Source organism: Cronobacter sp. 153480017-3, from assembly GCF_053627815.1.
The window spans coordinates 81,387-96,468 of record NZ_JBSEYN010000001.1; the positions used below are offsets into that span (position 1 = coordinate 81,387).

12 protein-coding genes are annotated in these 15,082 nt (G+C 61.6%); 6 read left to right on the top strand and 6 right to left on the bottom strand.

The annotated features are described in order from the left end of the window. Positions 1-28: 28 nt before the first annotated feature. The 3 genes from ACUW6V_RS00370 to ACUW6V_RS00380 are packed head-to-tail and all read right to left on the bottom strand — an operon-like array spanning position 29 to position 6,636. On the bottom strand, positions 29-2,227 hold the full coding sequence (locus tag ACUW6V_RS00370; protein ID WP_454037839.1) for a virulence factor SrfC family protein: 2,199 nt from the start codon (positions 2,225-2,227) through the stop codon (positions 29-31). Continuing rightward, complete coding sequence (locus tag ACUW6V_RS00375) at positions 2,224-5,211, bottom strand: virulence factor SrfB (RefSeq protein WP_454037840.1); 2,988 nt, start codon at positions 5,209-5,211, stop codon at positions 2,224-2,226. The genes ACUW6V_RS00370 and ACUW6V_RS00375 overlap by 4 nt, the downstream gene beginning before the upstream one ends. A 3-nt stretch (positions 5,212-5,214) precedes the next feature. After that, complete coding sequence (locus tag ACUW6V_RS00380) at positions 5,215-6,636, bottom strand: SrfA family protein (RefSeq protein ID WP_012124838.1); 1,422 nt, start codon at positions 6,634-6,636, stop codon at positions 5,215-5,217. A 313-nt stretch (positions 6,637-6,949) separates the two neighbouring features. Between ACUW6V_RS00380 and ACUW6V_RS00385 the strand changes: the two genes are divergently transcribed. The 3 genes from ACUW6V_RS00385 to ACUW6V_RS00395 are packed head-to-tail and all read left to right on the top strand — an operon-like array spanning position 6,950 to position 9,739. Then, positions 6,950-8,545: an ABC transporter substrate-binding protein gene (locus ACUW6V_RS00385; RefSeq protein ID WP_454037841.1), complete on the top strand. Its 1,596-nt coding sequence runs from the start codon at positions 6,950-6,952 to the stop codon at positions 8,543-8,545. A 47-nt stretch (positions 8,546-8,592) separates the two neighbouring features. After that, entirely contained in the window at positions 8,593-8,838 is a 246-nt protein-coding gene (locus tag ACUW6V_RS00390; RefSeq protein ID WP_007793270.1) for a DUF2526 family protein, read from the top strand. Between the two features lie 16 nt (positions 8,839-8,854). Next, complete coding sequence (locus ACUW6V_RS00395; protein ID WP_007888806.1) at positions 8,855-9,739, top strand: NAD(P)-dependent oxidoreductase; 885 nt, start codon at positions 8,855-8,857, stop codon at positions 9,737-9,739. A 3-nt stretch (positions 9,740-9,742) separates the two neighbouring features. Here ACUW6V_RS00395 and ACUW6V_RS00400 read toward each other — a convergent pair whose 3' ends face one another. Further along, positions 9,743-10,192, bottom strand: coding sequence for a DMT family transporter (locus tag ACUW6V_RS00400; RefSeq protein WP_097570543.1), 450 nt, complete (start codon positions 10,190-10,192; stop codon positions 9,743-9,745). Then, positions 10,189-10,707 (bottom strand): GNAT family N-acetyltransferase, encoded by a 519-nt coding sequence (locus ACUW6V_RS00405; protein ID WP_007888804.1) that lies wholly within the window; start codon positions 10,705-10,707, stop codon positions 10,189-10,191. The genes ACUW6V_RS00400 and ACUW6V_RS00405 overlap by 4 nt, the downstream gene beginning before the upstream one ends. 38 nt (positions 10,708-10,745) lie before the next feature. On the opposite strand from ACUW6V_RS00405, the gene ACUW6V_RS00410 reads away from it, so the two are divergent. The 3 genes from ACUW6V_RS00410 (at position 10,746) to ACUW6V_RS00420 (ending at position 14,100) form a co-directional block, all read left to right on the top strand. Further along, positions 10,746-11,321, top strand: a complete 576-nt coding sequence (locus tag ACUW6V_RS00410; protein WP_454037842.1) for a helix-turn-helix domain-containing protein — start codon at positions 10,746-10,748, stop codon at positions 11,319-11,321. A 49-nt stretch (positions 11,322-11,370) separates the two neighbouring features. Further along, the gene (locus tag ACUW6V_RS00415) at positions 11,371-12,411 is read left to right on the top strand and encodes an NADP-dependent oxidoreductase (RefSeq protein ID WP_004387850.1); all 1,041 of its coding nucleotides are present in this window, start codon (positions 11,371-11,373) and stop codon (positions 12,409-12,411) included. Positions 12,412-12,486: 75 nt separating this feature from the next. Beyond that, positions 12,487-14,100 (top strand): dipeptide ABC transporter ATP-binding protein, encoded by a 1,614-nt coding sequence (locus ACUW6V_RS00420; RefSeq protein WP_171964610.1) that lies wholly within the window; start codon positions 12,487-12,489, stop codon positions 14,098-14,100. On the opposite strand, the gene ACUW6V_RS00425 is transcribed toward ACUW6V_RS00420, so the two are convergent. Further along, the gene (locus ACUW6V_RS00425) at positions 14,097-15,074 is read right to left on the bottom strand and encodes an ornithine cyclodeaminase family protein (protein ID WP_454037843.1); all 978 of its coding nucleotides are present in this window, start codon (positions 15,072-15,074) and stop codon (positions 14,097-14,099) included. The genes ACUW6V_RS00420 and ACUW6V_RS00425 overlap by 4 nt on opposite strands. Positions 15,075-15,082 lie beyond the last annotated feature (8 nt).

The window sequence follows — 15,082 nt, forward strand, 5'->3', positions numbered from 1 at the left end:
GCCGGTGCGGGTGCACCGGCGGGAGGCGTTAACGCAGGCCGATGATTTTCGCCAGCGCCTGACGGTCGGCGGGTTTGATATCGAGCGGATGTTCGTAGCCGATATTTTCAATCGCGCGGGTGTAAAGCGCGACCAGCCAGTCGTAGACATAACGCGTGGCGGCATGAACCGGTTTTTCGCCAAGCCGCGTCAGACGCTTATCCTGCGCAACGGCAGAGGCGAACAGGCGCTCGTTCGGATTAACGCGGCTCGCCGGGCGCTCGGCCTGCGGCACACGCTCAAAGCCCAGCCAGCTTACGAAGTTGCCAAGCTCAGCGCGTAATTGTGCCCCGGAAAGCCCTTCATGCGCCGCCAGCGTTTCCAGACGCGCCGCGAGATGCAGCCTATAGCTCGCGATAATCAGCGTATCGCCGAGCCAGTGCAGCGTCGCGACGTCAATGCCGAGCTGTGCGGCGTGTTCCTCGCTCTGCATCCACTGGCGAACGTGGTTCACCCACAGGCGATGTGCGCGACGGGCGAGCGACGCGCCGGAGGCGGTATCAACCGGACGCACGGAAGTGGATTCGCCGAAAAGATCGATCTCGGCGCTGAACAGCCCCTGTGGCGTCTCTTCGTGGCGCTCTTCGGTTTCACACAGCGCCTGCAATGCGGCCGGGTCAGGCAGCAGCGCCTGGAGCAGATCGCCGTGGCGCGCGGCCTGGCGCTGCAACGTGCGTACGCCGTTTTCCGCCGTGGCGCGAAGCGTCGCCGCGTCATTGGTCAGCGGGGCCAGATAACGGCTGAACAGCAGCGCGGGCTGCTCCTGTGCCTGCTCGATGAGTAACGCAAGACGACGCTCGCGGCTGCTCTGGCTCAGCGCCTGCGAGAGCCATTCGGTCAGACGTTGCAGGTTACGCCCGTCGAGCGCCTGCAATGTACCCCAGGTGTGGCCCGGCTTGCCGAGTAAGCGCTGAACGCCTTCGTCAAGATGCTGGCCGTCAAGGAAGCGGGCGTCATGCGGCGTAATGGCCCACACGAGCCCCGGCAGCGCGTCCGGAGAGGCCGGTTGCGAGGTGTTCACCCAGCGCAGCAGCGCGCGCGCGACCGGCGCGATATCAGCACGGCGCTGTACGGCGTTACACACCATCAGCACGTCCGGCTGCTGGTGCTGACGATAATAGTCGAGCAGAAACGCGATCTTACTGGCGTTCAGGCTGTCGTTCTGGTCAAACGTCGCGCCGGGAATATCCAGCAAATCGACGCCTTCCGGTACAGAAGGTGTAGCGAGCGGCAACGTCAGTTCGGCGCACAGCAGCGTCAGCGTCGTAAGCGGGAGGCTGACCATACCCTGTAATTGCTGCTGTTCGAGGGCGCGTACCAGGACCTCATCCGGCAGCGCGTCTTCACCGGAGCCCGCAGGGAGCAGAAAGCCTTCCACCGGGAGCGAAAAGTTATCGACGAGCAGGCTCAGCGGCGCGGCCACTTCGCGGGCATGGCCGAGCAGCAACAGGCCTTCGGAAAGGTTGATGAACTGCTGCGTCAGCTCTGCGATATCGCCCCACAGCAGCGCGTACAGCCGCACGCGTTCTGGGAGATTCAGCGCCGGCAGCAGCTCTGCGAGCTGATGCCACGCGTCGTCGCTCAGCGTGCGCTGGCGCGCGGGTGTCAGTTCACGCCAGCGGGCGGCGAGCGTCATGACGTCTGGCGCGCTGATGGCCGGGTGGCTCTGCGGCTGGCCGAGGCTTTGCAACTGGGCTAAACGCTGGCGCAGTTCCTCTTCGCTGACGGCGCGCGACTGACCGCTGGTCTGGTAGTGCGCGAGGAAAATCTGCACCAGTTCCGCTTCGCTGAAAAGGCGCAGGCGCAGCGGAAACTCCTCCGGAAGCGTTGGCGGCGTGCGGGTAAAGCGCACCGCCATCGCGGTCGCGCTGTGACCGGGGTTGATATGGGTCAGCCAGTCGAGGTGCTTATCGCCAGGTGCCACGGACACCTGGCCCTGCGAACCGTTGGCAAGCGTCGCCAGCAGGTGCGCTTTGCCCGCCTGGGAATGACCATAAAGGCCGAGCGTGCGCGGCTCACTGGCGAGCGCGTTAAGCGTCTGTGCGCTGGCGCGCAGCGCGTTCAGACGCGCCAGCAACGGGCCTGCGTCCTCATCCAGCAGCGGCGCGTGCGCGCGGGTGGTTTCGACCCACCGGGTCAGGGCGACAGGCGTAGTGAGTGTCTGGTTAATGAGGGTAGAGACTGTCATTTCAGATAAACGCTCCCGCTGTCGATCCAGTAATGGCTGCCGGAACTGCGACGGTCAGCCAGCGTATTCAGTTTAAAAGTGACCTGCTCCGGCGGCACGCGGGTGCCGTCTGAGAGCCAGGCTTCGCTGAGCATAAAGCCTTCCGGTGCTTCATGCTTGCTGCCACCGGTCAGTTGCAGACGCACGTTCAGTACGCCGTCGCCGGCAATGGCTTTTGCGAGCTCTGGTGAGTTGACCGAGAGCGTATAGAGCGGCGTGGCGGGCCAGCGGGCGTTATCGAGCTGGCGGAAGCCGAGCGTCACATTGCCGCGCAGCGGGAAGTGTAAGCGGGCGTCAAGCTTCGCGCCCGGCGCGTCAAGATCGATATCGCGATACCAGACGTTTTCGTCGCGCAGCGTGTTGACGACATTATCCAGCACGCCCAGGTAACGCACGGTGGAATACGCGCCAATATCCGCCGCTTTAAAGTTAAAGCGCGGCAGGCGCAGATCCAGCGCCAGGCTGCAGAGCATCGCGCCTACGGCGGCGGTGGATTTTGGATTGCCCACGCGGCGGTGCTGACTGAAAGGATACCATTCATGCACTTCATAGTTATCGAGCCAGACCATACGGCTGACCGGCACCGGCTGCAGCAGACGGATCAGCGACTGCAGGCCCGGCAGGCAGCCCGGACGACCAGTGATAAGCAGCACGTCACAGCAGTAGTAAGAGATAGCTTCGCACAGCGCCTGAATGGGCGCGCAGATGCTGAACTTTCCGCTATGCAGCGCTTCTTCAAGCTCGCTGAAGCTCACCTGCAGCGGTACGTCCAGCACGTTAAAAGCCGGGCTGCCAGCGGGCAGCGCATGCTCAATCGCCTGGTGGAGATAGTTATGCACGTTGCGGGTCGGCGGCTGTTTCAGCAGTTCGCCGAACGTGGTGTAGAGGCCGCTTTGGGTGTCAGTCGGGTCGCTGTTTTCCCACGCCGAGAGAATGGCGTGGCCGAGTGGCATAAAGAGCTGCAGCGCGGTCTGCTGGCGCAGAATCGCCTGCGTGTCCATACGCCCGGAATCGCCGAACAGCGTGGACATCAGCGTCGCAGCGTCAGCCACGCCCGCTTTTTGCAGATGTTCCTGAAGCGCAGGCAGTACGCAGCGCTGAATGACATCCAGCAGAATGTCATCGCCCGCCACTTTAAAGCCTTCGCGGAACAGCAGCGTCGGGCTGATTTTCACATTGCTGCCAACGCCGTCATCAAGCTGATATTCGGCGATTGCCATATCCGTCGTGCCGCCGCCGATATCAATCGAGGCGACGCGCAGCTGACGGCCCGGCGTCGCGCCTGGCGGCGTTTCGCGGTCCGGGCGGGCGAGGCTTGCGAAAAAGCGCTCGGTCTGCCCGGCGAAATGCACCATCGCTTCGTTATAAAGCCACACCAGCTGGCCGCAGCTCGCTTCATCCCACTCCATCTGGATCTCTGGCACCGGCACGCGGCTCTTGCGCTGACCTTTATCGGCGCTGAAATCGTCATCGTGCGGGTGCCAGCCCAGCGCTTTCCAGACCAGCGCGATGGCCTCCTGCATGCGGCGGCGAAAAATCTCGCGCTCCTGTTTCGGCATCGCCGAAGGGAGCGTCAGAATCAGCTGGCGCAACTGGCGCGGCGAACTGGCGTTGCCCATGCGCAGACGGCTGGCAACGCTGTTAATCTGGCAGACCGCCTGGGCGAGCAGCTCGCACAACATGTGCGTCATCAGAGAGCTGCGGCTGTATTGCGGCGAAAAAACCGGCAGACGCTCTTCCGGCGGCAGCTGCCAGAGCGGCTCGCCGTCGTCGTTCATCAGGTTCATCAGCGGGCCCGCGGTCGCCAGCGGCTCGCGCTGGGTTTTCGGCGTCATCAGGTTAAAGCGCCATTCCTGTGCCGCCGGGGTTTCATCCCACAGATAGCGGCGCGGGCTGGAAATACCGCTGTTGCCCTCGGTGCCAAGACGCTGCATCGCGAGTTTGCGCGCTTCGTCACCGACACGCACGATAGAAGGCCAGACGAACGCCTCGTCGCGCCCGCTCTCCACCGAAAAATGCTGTTTGCCAAAGCGCGCCTCGGCGAAGGCCAGACGGCTGGTGAACATCAGCGCATTCATAAACTGCGGCTCGCTAAGCGATCGTACCTGCAGTTCCATCGTCTGGCGCAGGCCGTCATTCGCTTCAGCGTGATCTTCAATAATCACGCCGCAGGTGTGGGTGTTGCCGACATCCAGGATGAGATCCACCGCCACCGGCTGCGAGCTCAGCGTGCCGGTCACGATTTTCAGCTCAGGCACATTGAGCTGGTTGCCGAGGAGCGACATCAGGTTGAGCCAGTGAGCCTGATATTCAAACACTTTCAGCGCGCGCTGGATCTCCTGCTCGCTGCGGCCTTCATTCGCGCCGACAAACTGGGTGAAGGCTTCACGCAGCCAGCCGTCAACCCAGGTCTGGTCAAGGAAATCAGCCACTTCGTCGTCGCGCCAGGCAAGCGCGAAACGCGTGCCGTTGCGCACGTCATTTTCGACGGGTGCGAGCTGGAAGGTCGCGCCTTCATCGGCCTGAATTTGCGTGTCGAACGCCAGCGTCACGCGGTGCGTGTTGCCTGCGCCGTCCGGCTCGCTGAGTTTGCGGATCTGCACGCGCGCCCAGTTGTCCGGGCCCTGCACAAAGGTACGCGGTGGGTTAAAACGCAGCACCGGCAGCGGCAGCCAGACGCCATCCAGAATGGCGAGCGACTGGCTCAGCGCGACGCTGCTTTCCGGTTTCACCACTTCTGGCTGGCCGCCGTGGCGGGCGGGCAGGGTGAATTTGCCGGAGGTGATATCGTAATCGAGGCGCAGCAGCGGCCCGTTGGCCGTTTTGCGCACAAAGCGCCCGTCGTGAGGCGCTTCAACGGGCGTCAGGCCAAAATCAAGAAATTGCACCCCGCTGTTTTCAATCAGGGTGACGCTCTGTTTGTAATCACACAGGTTTGCCAGCATAAATCAGGCGCTCACTTTCTTCATGGTCAGGGGCAGCACGGTCTTTTCATCATAGCGACCGGTACATTCGGCAACATCGTTCGGGCCAGCTTTACAGGCCACTTCCGGCATCGGGTAGCGGGAGCCGTCGCTGCAGCGGGCTTTACCGCGCGTCTTGATCATCAGCTCGCCGGTCTGGTGCAGGCCCGAGAACAGCTCGGCTTTGCAGACGACGTTATCGCCAAGCGTCACACGGGCGGTGCCTTTGTTGTTTTTCATCTCAACACGCATCGAAGTGGCTTTACCGGTGATCGGGTCCGGGCTGCCGATGCTGAGCCGCCAGGTGCCGTTCAGGAAGCGGGTGGTCCCGGCTTTTACCTGGTTGGCGTCCATGACCAGTGCGTTTTTATCAACCGGCGCGGGTGCAGCGACAGGCTTCTCTTCCACAACCGGCGCAGGCGGAGTGACTTTCGCTTCAGCCAGCGGCAGGGAGGTTGTCGGTGCCACCGGAACGACAGGTGCCGCCGGAGCAGCAGGCGCGTCGACCGATTTCACCGGCGCGGGCGCGATTTCCTGCGCTTTGATCTGCGCGACCGAAACGGTTGGCGCGGCGGTTTCTTTCTGCTGCAACAGATACCAGGTCACAGGTGCGGCCACGGCCCCCATCACGACGGCGGCGGCAAGCGGCCATGTCCAGAGCGGTACGCGCGAGCGGCGGGCTGGCGTTGGCGCTTTTACCGGGGCTGGCGCGGTCTCTTCAGGTGGTGTGGTCGCCTCAGCTTCAGCGGCATAGGCCGCCAGCGCGGCGGCAGACGCGTGTACGGGGGCGGCAGGCGCTGGCGCTACGGGCGCAGGCGAGACAGGCGGCGTTGCCAGCAGCGGCGCGTCCGGCTCGGTCATCATCAACGGCGTGGGTTCCGGCTCCGGCTCTTCCTGCGGCGTCATGATGATTTCCGGCTCAATGGGCTCGGCTTCACGCAGACATTCCAGCACGTCATCGCGCGCGCCCTGGTTCAAATTCACGAAGCCCCAGAAGGTGATAACCGGTTTGCCGTCCACCAGATAGAGGAAATTCGCGCCGGGGAACTGCACGGCTTTGGCAAGCAGCGCACCAAAAAGTTGCTGGGCGGTCTTTTCCGATTCCAGGCAGCGCTTGCTCAGCGCGCGGGCGCTGGAGAGCGCGCTTTCCAGAAAGCGCAGGGCGCGCTCGCGCTCCTCGCGGCTGGCGGACGCCCAGCCCATGACTTTGCCGCTGACCGGCGAATACCAGTCCACGCGGTCGCCCTCTTCATTAAGCTGAGGGATAGCAAGCAACTCCACCAGCGGCTGTTTGCGCAGGCGAAGCGTTTCACGGATTTGCAGTGCCGACTCGAAAACCGCCTGACCGTTTTCGCCGACCGACTGGAAGTCGTCAAGGTCGCCACTGCGCAATAAAATTTTTGCCACGTCATTCTCTCTGCTGGGAAAACTTTTTCACGGCTCTACTTTGAACGATAGACCGGTCAAGCAAAGGGCGAAAGAAACGCGAAAAAGCGTAAATTCTCGGGTCATTGAATCTTAGGAATTTTCTTGACTTAAGCAAAAATTCGCGGTGTTAACGCGACTTAACCGGAGCGTAAATCATTTTTATCTGAAATTGACTGATATTCAGGCGAAAAATGCCGGAAAGGCATAAAGCTACAGTTTTTTGTTATTTGCCACTCAGAGCGTGCTGTGATGAGATGGCTTTCCTCCTGAAAAGTAAAATAAAAGGCGCAAGATGAAGACAGGAAAAACATTGATCGGGCTGCTGTTAAGCGCCCTGTTACCGGCAAGCGCGATCGCGGCGAACAGCGATACCCTGATTTACTGCTCTGAGGCATCACCCGAGTCCTTCAACCCGCAGATCGCGAGTTCAGGGCCGAGCTTTGTGGCAAGCTCTCAGGTGCTCTATAACCGCTTGGTGAATTTCGATCCGAAAACCAATACGCCGGTGCCGTCGCTGGCGACCGAGTGGAAGGTGAGCCCGGACGGCAAAACCTGGACATTCACGCTGCGTCAGGGCGTGAAATTTAACAGCAATAAATTCTTCAAACCGACGCGCGATTTTAACGCCGACGACGTTATCTTCTCGGTGATGCGCCAGAAAGACCCGAATCATCCGTACCACAAGGTGTCACAGGGCAACTACGAATATTTCCAGGATGTGGGGCTTGATAAGCTCATCACAGAGGTGAAAAAGCTCGACGATTACCACGTCCAGTTCACCCTGAGCGAGCCGAATGCCGCGTTCCTGGCCGACTGGGGAATGGATTTCGCCTCTATTCTTTCAGCGGAATACGCTGATGCGATGATGAAAAAAGGCACGCCGGAAAACGTCGATAACTGGCCCATCGGCACCGGTCCGTACGCGCTGCAGCAGTACAAAGTCGATTCGCTTATCCGCTATATCGCCAACCCGAACTACTGGGATGGCGAAGTGCCGACTAAGCATTTAATTTTCTCCATTACTCCGAACGTCGAGACGCGCCTCGCCAAGCTTAAGACGAACGAGTGCCAGATTATTCCGGCCCCCAGCCCGGTACAGTTCGAAGCGATTAAAGCTGATAAAAACCTGACGCTGCACAGCGTTGAGGCGCTGAACGTTGGTTATCTCGCGTTTAACACCGAGAAAAAACCGTTCGATAACGTGCTGGTGCGCCAGGCGCTGAACTACGCCGTCGATAAAAAATCGATCATCAACGCGGTCTTTATGGGCAGCGGTTCGGTGGCGAAATCGCCGATCCCGCCGAATATGCTCGGTTATGATAAGGACCTGAAAACCTACGATTACGATCCCGAAAAAGCGAAAGCGCTGCTGAAACAGGCGGGGCTGGAGAAGGGCTTTGAAGCGACGCTGTGGTCGATGCCGGTGCAGCGCCCGTATAACCCGAACTCGCGTCGCATCGCCGAGATGATCCAGAGCGACTGGGCGAAAGTGGGCGTGAAGGCGAAAATCGTCAGCTATGAGTGGGGTGAATACCTCTCCGGCATTCGTAAAGGCGAGCACGACACCGCGCTGTATGGCTGGATGTCAGACAACGGCGACCCGGATAACTTTGCCGATGTCCTGCTGAGCTGCGACAGCATCCAGAGCGGCTCGAACGCCGCGCGCTGGTGCGATAAGAAATACACTGCGCTTATCGATCAGGCGAAGCGCGTCAGCACGACTGCGGAACGCGCTAAACTGTATGTACAGGCGCAGGAGATCTTCTACCAGCAGGCACCGTGGGTGCCGCTCGCCAATGGCCGCACCTTCTACGCGACCCGCAGTAACGTGACGGGATACAGCGTAAGCCTGATGGGCAGCGACTTCTCGAAAGCGAAAATCAACTAAGCACTGCGCCGCGGCCCCTGCCGCGGCGATGCGTTTAAGGAGGTTTTATGTCACATCGTGATGACATGCAGCGCCGCGTTGACGCGGTGATTGAACAACACGTTATCGCGCCGATGAATGAACTGCTGATTGCGCTCAGCGATGACGCGCAACTCAGCCGTGAGGAGCGTTACGATCTGCAGCAGCAGTTGCGCACCGCGATTGCCCATCATGGCCGTCAGCATAAAGAAGATCGCGAGCGCGAGGCGGCGGAACGCCTGGCGGAGCTGACCCGCGGCGGCACCATTTTATAATTTATAAGGAATTCTCATGCATATTGCTTTTCTCGGTCTTGGCGGCATGGGCCAGCCGATGGCGGAAAATCTGGTTAAAGCGGGCTTTACGGTGACGGTCTGGAACCGCTCGCCTGCGCCCGCAGAGGCATTGCGCGCATCCGGCGCGCAGGTAGCGGCAAGCCCGAAAGATATTCACGGCGCTGATGTGCTCATCACCATTCTGGCGGATGACGCAGTCACAGAAAACGTCGTGGTGGAGCAGGGCGCGCTGGCGTCGCTCGCGCCGGGGGCGCTGTGGATCAACATGGCGACGGTTTCCGTGGCGTTGACTGAAGCGATGGACGCGCTGACCCGCCAGCGGAACATCGGCTATCTCGCCGCCCCGGTGCTCGGGCGCGTGGATGTTGCCGCCGCAGGCAATCTGAATATTCTCGCGGCGGGCGAGCCGCAGTGGCTTGCGAAAGCGCAGCCGATTTTCGACGTGCTGGGCCAGAAAACCTGGACCTTCGGCGACAACCCGGCGCAGGCCGCGGCGGTGAAACTGGCGGCAAACTTTATGCTGGCGAGCGCCATTGAGACCATGGGCGAGGCGTCGGCGCTGGTCGAGGCCTATAACGTTGGCAAAGGCGATTTTCTCGGTATGCTGACCAGCACGCTGTTTTCCGCGCCTGCGTATAAAAACTATGGCGCGATGATTGCCGAAGACCGTTATACGCCCGCAGGGTTCACCATGAAGCTGGGGCTTAAAGATGTGCGTCTCGCGCAGCAGGCGGCCGAGAGTAAAAACGTACCGATGGGAATTGCAGGGGTGCTTCGCGATAACTACCTTGACGCGCTGGCGCACGGTGATGAGCAACTCGACTGGGCGGCGCTGGCGACCGTCAGCGCGCGCCGCAGCGGGCAGAAACCGAAAGCGTAACCTTCAGAACGTGCGCCTGGCGACCAGCCAGGCGCCAATCACCAGCAGCACCGCGCCCGCCACCGGCCCGGCTAGCATACGCAGCGTCAGGCCGCTGGTGCGCGCAATATCAAACAGTAACCCGCCAATCAGCTGGCTTGCGACCAGCACGGCAATCGTCGTGGCCGCACCAAGATGCTGATAGCCGTTAATGCTCGCGAAGACGAAAAACGACCCGAGCAGCCCCGGCAGCAGCGTCCACCAGCGTACGGTGGCGATAAGCTCGCTGAACCCTGCCGTGCCGTTACGCAGCAGTAGAATGGCGCAGAACAGCACAATCCCTACCAGTGAATTGAGCAGCATGGCGATGAGGATCGTGGAGGCCGACTGCGTGATCCGCACCATCAGCATATTCTGTACCACGAGTCCCGCCCCGGCGGCGGCCAGAAACAGCAGGCTTAATGACGAGTTCATCCAATGGCGTCCGGTTCGGTGCGATTATCAAGCTGCAATTGCATAAACGTCAGATCCAGCCAGCGACCAAATTTGGTGCCTACCTGCGGCATCTGCGCGGTGAGGGTAAAGCCGAGCTTTTCATGCAGCGCGATGGAGGCGGCGTTGCGCGATTCGATGCCCGCCACCATCACATGCTTGCCGATAGCCCGCGCCTCGACGATGAGTCGCGTCATCAGCGCTTTGCCGATGCCTTTGCCGTGGTGCTCCGGGTGCACATAGACCGAGTGCTCAACGGTATGGCGAAAGCCGTCAAAGGCGCGCCAGTCGCCGAACGAGGCGTAACCGACGACCAGTTCGCCTTCCACCGCCACCAGTACCGGATACCCCGCGTTGCCGCGCTGATAAAACCAGGCGAGGCGGTTTTCGGTATCGACCGTGGCGTCATTCCAGATGGCGGCGGTGTGTAACACCGCATAGTTATAAATCTCAGCGATAGCGGCGCAGTCGTCCGCAGTGGCATGGCGAATCAGCATGGTTGAACCCCGGCAGTCGTTCACTATAATGTTACGTTATGAATAATATAATCGACACATTAAATCAACGGATTGGTGAACGCATTCGCGTCGAGCGCGAAACCCGCGGCTGGTCGCTGAGCGAACTCGCCGAGTGCGCCGGGGTTTCCCGCGCCATGATCCACAAAATTGAGCGCGGCGAAAGTAGCCCGACGGCGATGTTGTTAGGGAGGCTCTCCGGCGCGCTGGGGCTGAGCATGTCCACGCTTATCGCCCGCGCGGAGATGAACGAAGGGCGGCTGCTGCGCTTTGCCGATCAGCCGGTCTGGCGCGATCCGCAGAGCCACTATTTGCGCCGCCACGTCTCGCCGAAATCTGATCTGCCGCTGGATATGGTTCAGGTGGAGTTGCCCGCCGGCAGCGACATCCCGATGCCGGCCTCGGCCTATGCCTTTGCCCGCCAGCTCATCTGGGTTCAGCAGGGTGAACTGGTGTTTCAGGAAGGCAATATCCGCCACCAGATGCATGAGGGCGACTGCCTCGAACTCGGCCCGCCGAATGAATGCCATTTCATTAACCAGAGCGACGCGCCGTGCGTCTATCTGATTGTGCGTCTGAATAACGTCGCCAGTTAATGTGAATGCACTACGCTTTCTGGATGCCCTGAAAACGAAGGAGAACATCATGACTCAATCATCGTCCCGTAATCGCCGCTGGGTGCTGGCCTCGCGTCCGCATGGCAAACCGGTGGCGGAGAATTTTCGCCTTGAGGAAGATTCCATCGCCGAGCCGGGCGAAGGCCAGGTGCTGGTGCGCACAGTGTATTTGTCGCTCGACCCGTATATGCGCGGGCGCATGAGCGATGAGCCGTCCTATTCGCCGCCGGTGCAAATCGGTGAAGTGATGGTCGGCGGCACCGTTGGCGTGGTGGAAAAATCGAGTCATCCGGATTTCCACCCCGGCGACTGGGTGGTCGGCTACAGCGGCTGGCAGGATTACGCCATCTGCGATCCAAAACAGCTGACGCCGCTTGGAAAATCGCCCGAGCATCCGTCGTGGTTCCTCGGCGTGCTGGGCATGCCAGGATTTACCGCCTATATGGGCCTGCTGGATATCGGCGCGCCGAAAGCGGGTGAAACGCTGGTGGTCGCCGCCGCGACCGGCCCGGTCGGCGCAAGCGTCGGGCAGATAGGCAAAATCAAAGGCTGTCGCGTGGTCGGCGTGGCGGGCGGTGAAGAGAAGTGCCGTTACGCGGTGGAACACCTGGGCTTTGACGAGTGTATCGATCACCGCGCGGCGGATTTCGCCGATAAACTCGCCGCCGCCTGCCCGCAGGGCATTGACGTTTACTACGAGAACGTCGGCGGGAAAGTTTTCGATGCCGTGATGCCGCTGCTCAACACCGGCGCGCGCGTGCCGCTGTGCGGTCTGGTCTCCGGCTATAACGCCACCGACCTGCCGCCTGGCCCGGATCGCCTGCCGTTGCTCATGGGCACGCTTTTGAAAAAACGCATCCGTATGCAGGGCTTTATCATCAACCAGGATTATGGTCACCGCATCGAAGAGTTCCAGCGCGAAATGGGCCAGTGGGTTTCCGAAGGGCGCATTCACTACCGCGAGCACATTGTGGATGGCCTTGAGAACGCGCCGGAGGCGTTTATCGGCCTGCTGGAAGGGAAAAACTTCGGCAAGCTCGTTATCCGCGTCGGCCAGGACGATGCATAAACCAGCTGAATAACAACTTGTTAACCACGGCGGCTGCCGATATGCTCGACCAAAGCCTGTTGTCGGGAGCCGCCTGTGCCGCTGTTAACCCTCTCTCATCTTAGCCTGCAAAGTCGCCAGGCAACTCTGTTGCGTGATGTCAGTCTGACCGTCGAACGCCGCGAAATGGTGGCGCTGGTCGGCGAATCCGGCTGTGGCAAAACGCTCACTTCCCTTGCCGTCACCGGCCTTTTGCCGCGCGGCGTCTGGCAGAGCGGCGGCGAGATCTGCTTTGACGATACCACGCCCATTCTCCCTGATGCGCCATACCCGGCGGGCCTGCGCGGTCGTCACATCGCCATGATTTTCCAGGAGCCGATGAGCAGCATGAACCCGGTGCTGAAAGTGGGCGAGCAGATTGCCGAAGTGCTGGTGCGCCATCGCGGGCTGGGCTGGAAAGCCGCCTCCCGCGAGGCAGTGGCGCTGCTGGGCCATGTCGGCATCGGCGAGCCGGAAAAACGGGCGCGTCAGTATATTCACCAGCTCTCCGGCGGGATGCGCCAGCGGGTGATGATAGCCAGCGCCATCAGCGGCAAACCGGATCTGCTGATTGCCGATGAGCCGACCACCGCGCTGGACGTCACGCTTCAGGCGCAAATTCTCGGCCTGCTGAAAGATCTCCAGCAGGAGATGGGCATGGGCGTGCTGCTGGTGACACACGATCTTAGCGTGGTGGCGCGCTATGCCGACCGCGCCTGCGTGATGAACGGCGGCGAAATTGTCGAGCAGGGACCGGTGGAGCCGCTCTTTAACTCTCCTCAGGCCGACTGGACGCGGCGGCTGATTGCGGCTTCAACACCGCAGGAGCCGCCGGCGCGTGTGGTGGCGCATAATGACACGCCGCTGTTGCAGGTGACAGGTATCGTGAAAAGCTTTGCACGCCGCGCACGGCTGCCGTTTATGCCCTCAGAGCGCCAGCGTGTACTGCACCCGACTACCTTTAGCGTGGCGCGCGGTGAAATCGTCGGGCTTATCGGCGAATCCGGCTCCGGCAAAACGACGCTCGGGCGCGCGGCTATCGGGCTTATCGAGGCCGACAGCGGCCAGATTTTCTTTGACGGCGTCGATATGGCGCAGGCGAGCCGAACGGAGCAAAAACGCGTGCGCCGCCGCGCGCAGATGATTTTTCAGGACCCTTACGCGAGCCTCGATCCGCGCATGAGTGTCGGCGATCAGCTCGCCGAGCCGCTGCGGGTGCACGGCCTGCGCCACGGCGCGGCGATTGCCGAACGGGTGAGCGAACTGATGACGCTGGTCGGGCTTAAACCGGAATGGGCGCAGCGGCGTCCTGCGGCGTTCTCCGGCGGGCAACGCCAGCGAATCGCCATCGCCCGCGCGCTGGCGCTGGAGCCGGAACTGCTGGTGGCGGATGAAGCGGTGGCGGCGCTCGATTTACCCGTGAGAGGCCAGATCCTGCGCCTGCTGGCGGAGCTTCGCGATAAGCTCGGGCTGTCGGTGCTCTTTATCAGCCACGATCTCCAGGCGGTGCGTCAGCTCTGCGATCGCGTTTTAGTGCTCTATCTCGGGAACGTGGTGGAGGAAGGGCCGACGCGTCAGGTACTGCAAACGCCTGCCCATGCGTATACCCGGCGGCTTATCGACAGCGCGCCGGATATTCACCAGGCGTTGCGCCTGCGCGAAAGCGCTTAAGCGACGCCAAAGAGCGGCAGCGCGGTGCCGACATTCTCCTGCGCCGCGCGCTGCAACACGCGGGCGGCGAGCGCGATATCAAACACGTTCAGCCCGAACGACGAAAAGTAAACGCAGTCGTCCGGCGCTGCGCGCCATGCGCCCGTTAACAGTGCCGCGAGATCCGCTGACCAGCCGTCATCGGCAAATTCGCCCGCGCGGTACATCTGGAACAGGCTTTTGGCGCTGGTGTGGCGAAACTCCCCCCAGGCGTCCACCACCACCTGGGTGGCGCGTTTAATCGCCGCAAAACTCACTTCGTGATAGCCAATCTGCATGATAAGCCGCCCCGGCTGGCACCATTCCGGGCCGAGAAACGGCTTTTGCGCGCCGGTGCAGGTGATAACGGCGTCCCACGGCTGTTTCTGCGCCTCACGAAGATCGCCGTAGATTTCACACGGGAACGGCAACGCCGCAACGGGCATACTTTCCAGCCGCGCGGGCGTGCGGTTCCACAACCCTAAACACGAGAGCGCCGGAAAGTGCGCGCGTAGCATCTCCAGATGCGCGCGCGCCTGTACGCCCGCGCCGAGCAACAGGACGCGTTTCACCTCGCGCGGCGCGGCGTGGCGCAGGGCGAGCGCCGAGACCGCGGCGGTACGCACTGCCGTCAGGCCGCCGCTCTCCACCAGCCCCACCGGCACGCCGGTGTCGGCACGGTTGATGAGCGTCACCGTCAGCGCCATCGGAAGCGCGTCATGCGGCTGCGGGCGGTGCGCCGTCCACTTCACGCCGGTGGCGTTAAACCGCCCGCCCACGCGCGCAGGCAGGGCGTAAACCTTACCCGGCGCGGTATCGAGCGGCACGTGCGTTTCGGCGGGCATCACGGCATCGCCTGCCGCCATCAGCAGCGTCGCGTCGGTGACGTCACTGAGTGCGGCGTGCGGGTCAAGCCCGCCGAGCGCCGCCACCTGCTGGCCGGTGAGAAATCGCATGGTTATCT

Bases quoted from the DNA above. Each gene is read 5' to 3' on its own strand.
- ACUW6V_RS00415 (WP_004387850.1), top strand. From the start codon at position 11,371: ATGACTCAATCATCGTCCCGTAATCGCCGCTGGGTGCTGGCCTCGCGT.
- ACUW6V_RS00395 (WP_007888806.1), top strand. From the start codon at position 8,855: ATGCATATTGCTTTTCTCGGTCTTGGCGGCATGGGCCAGCCGATGGCG.
- ACUW6V_RS00425 (WP_454037843.1), bottom strand. From the start codon at position 15,074: ATGCGATTTCTCACCGGCCAGCAGGTGGCGGCGCTCGGCGGGCTTGAC.
- ACUW6V_RS00400 (WP_097570543.1), bottom strand. From the start codon at position 10,192: ATGAACTCGTCATTAAGCCTGCTGTTTCTGGCCGCCGCCGGGGCGGGA.
- ACUW6V_RS00405 (WP_007888804.1), bottom strand. From the start codon at position 10,707: ATGCTGATTCGCCATGCCACTGCGGACGACTGCGCCGCTATCGCTGAG.
- ACUW6V_RS00385 (WP_454037841.1), top strand. From the start codon at position 6,950: ATGAAGACAGGAAAAACATTGATCGGGCTGCTGTTAAGCGCCCTGTTA.
- ACUW6V_RS00370 (WP_454037839.1), bottom strand. From the start codon at position 2,227: ATGACAGTCTCTACCCTCATTAACCAGACACTCACTACGCCTGTCGCC.
- ACUW6V_RS00410 (WP_454037842.1), top strand. From the start codon at position 10,746: ATGAATAATATAATCGACACATTAAATCAACGGATTGGTGAACGCATT.
- ACUW6V_RS00375 (WP_454037840.1), bottom strand. From the start codon at position 5,211: ATGCTGGCAAACCTGTGTGATTACAAACAGAGCGTCACCCTGATTGAA.
- ACUW6V_RS00390 (WP_007793270.1), top strand. From the start codon at position 8,593: ATGTCACATCGTGATGACATGCAGCGCCGCGTTGACGCGGTGATTGAA.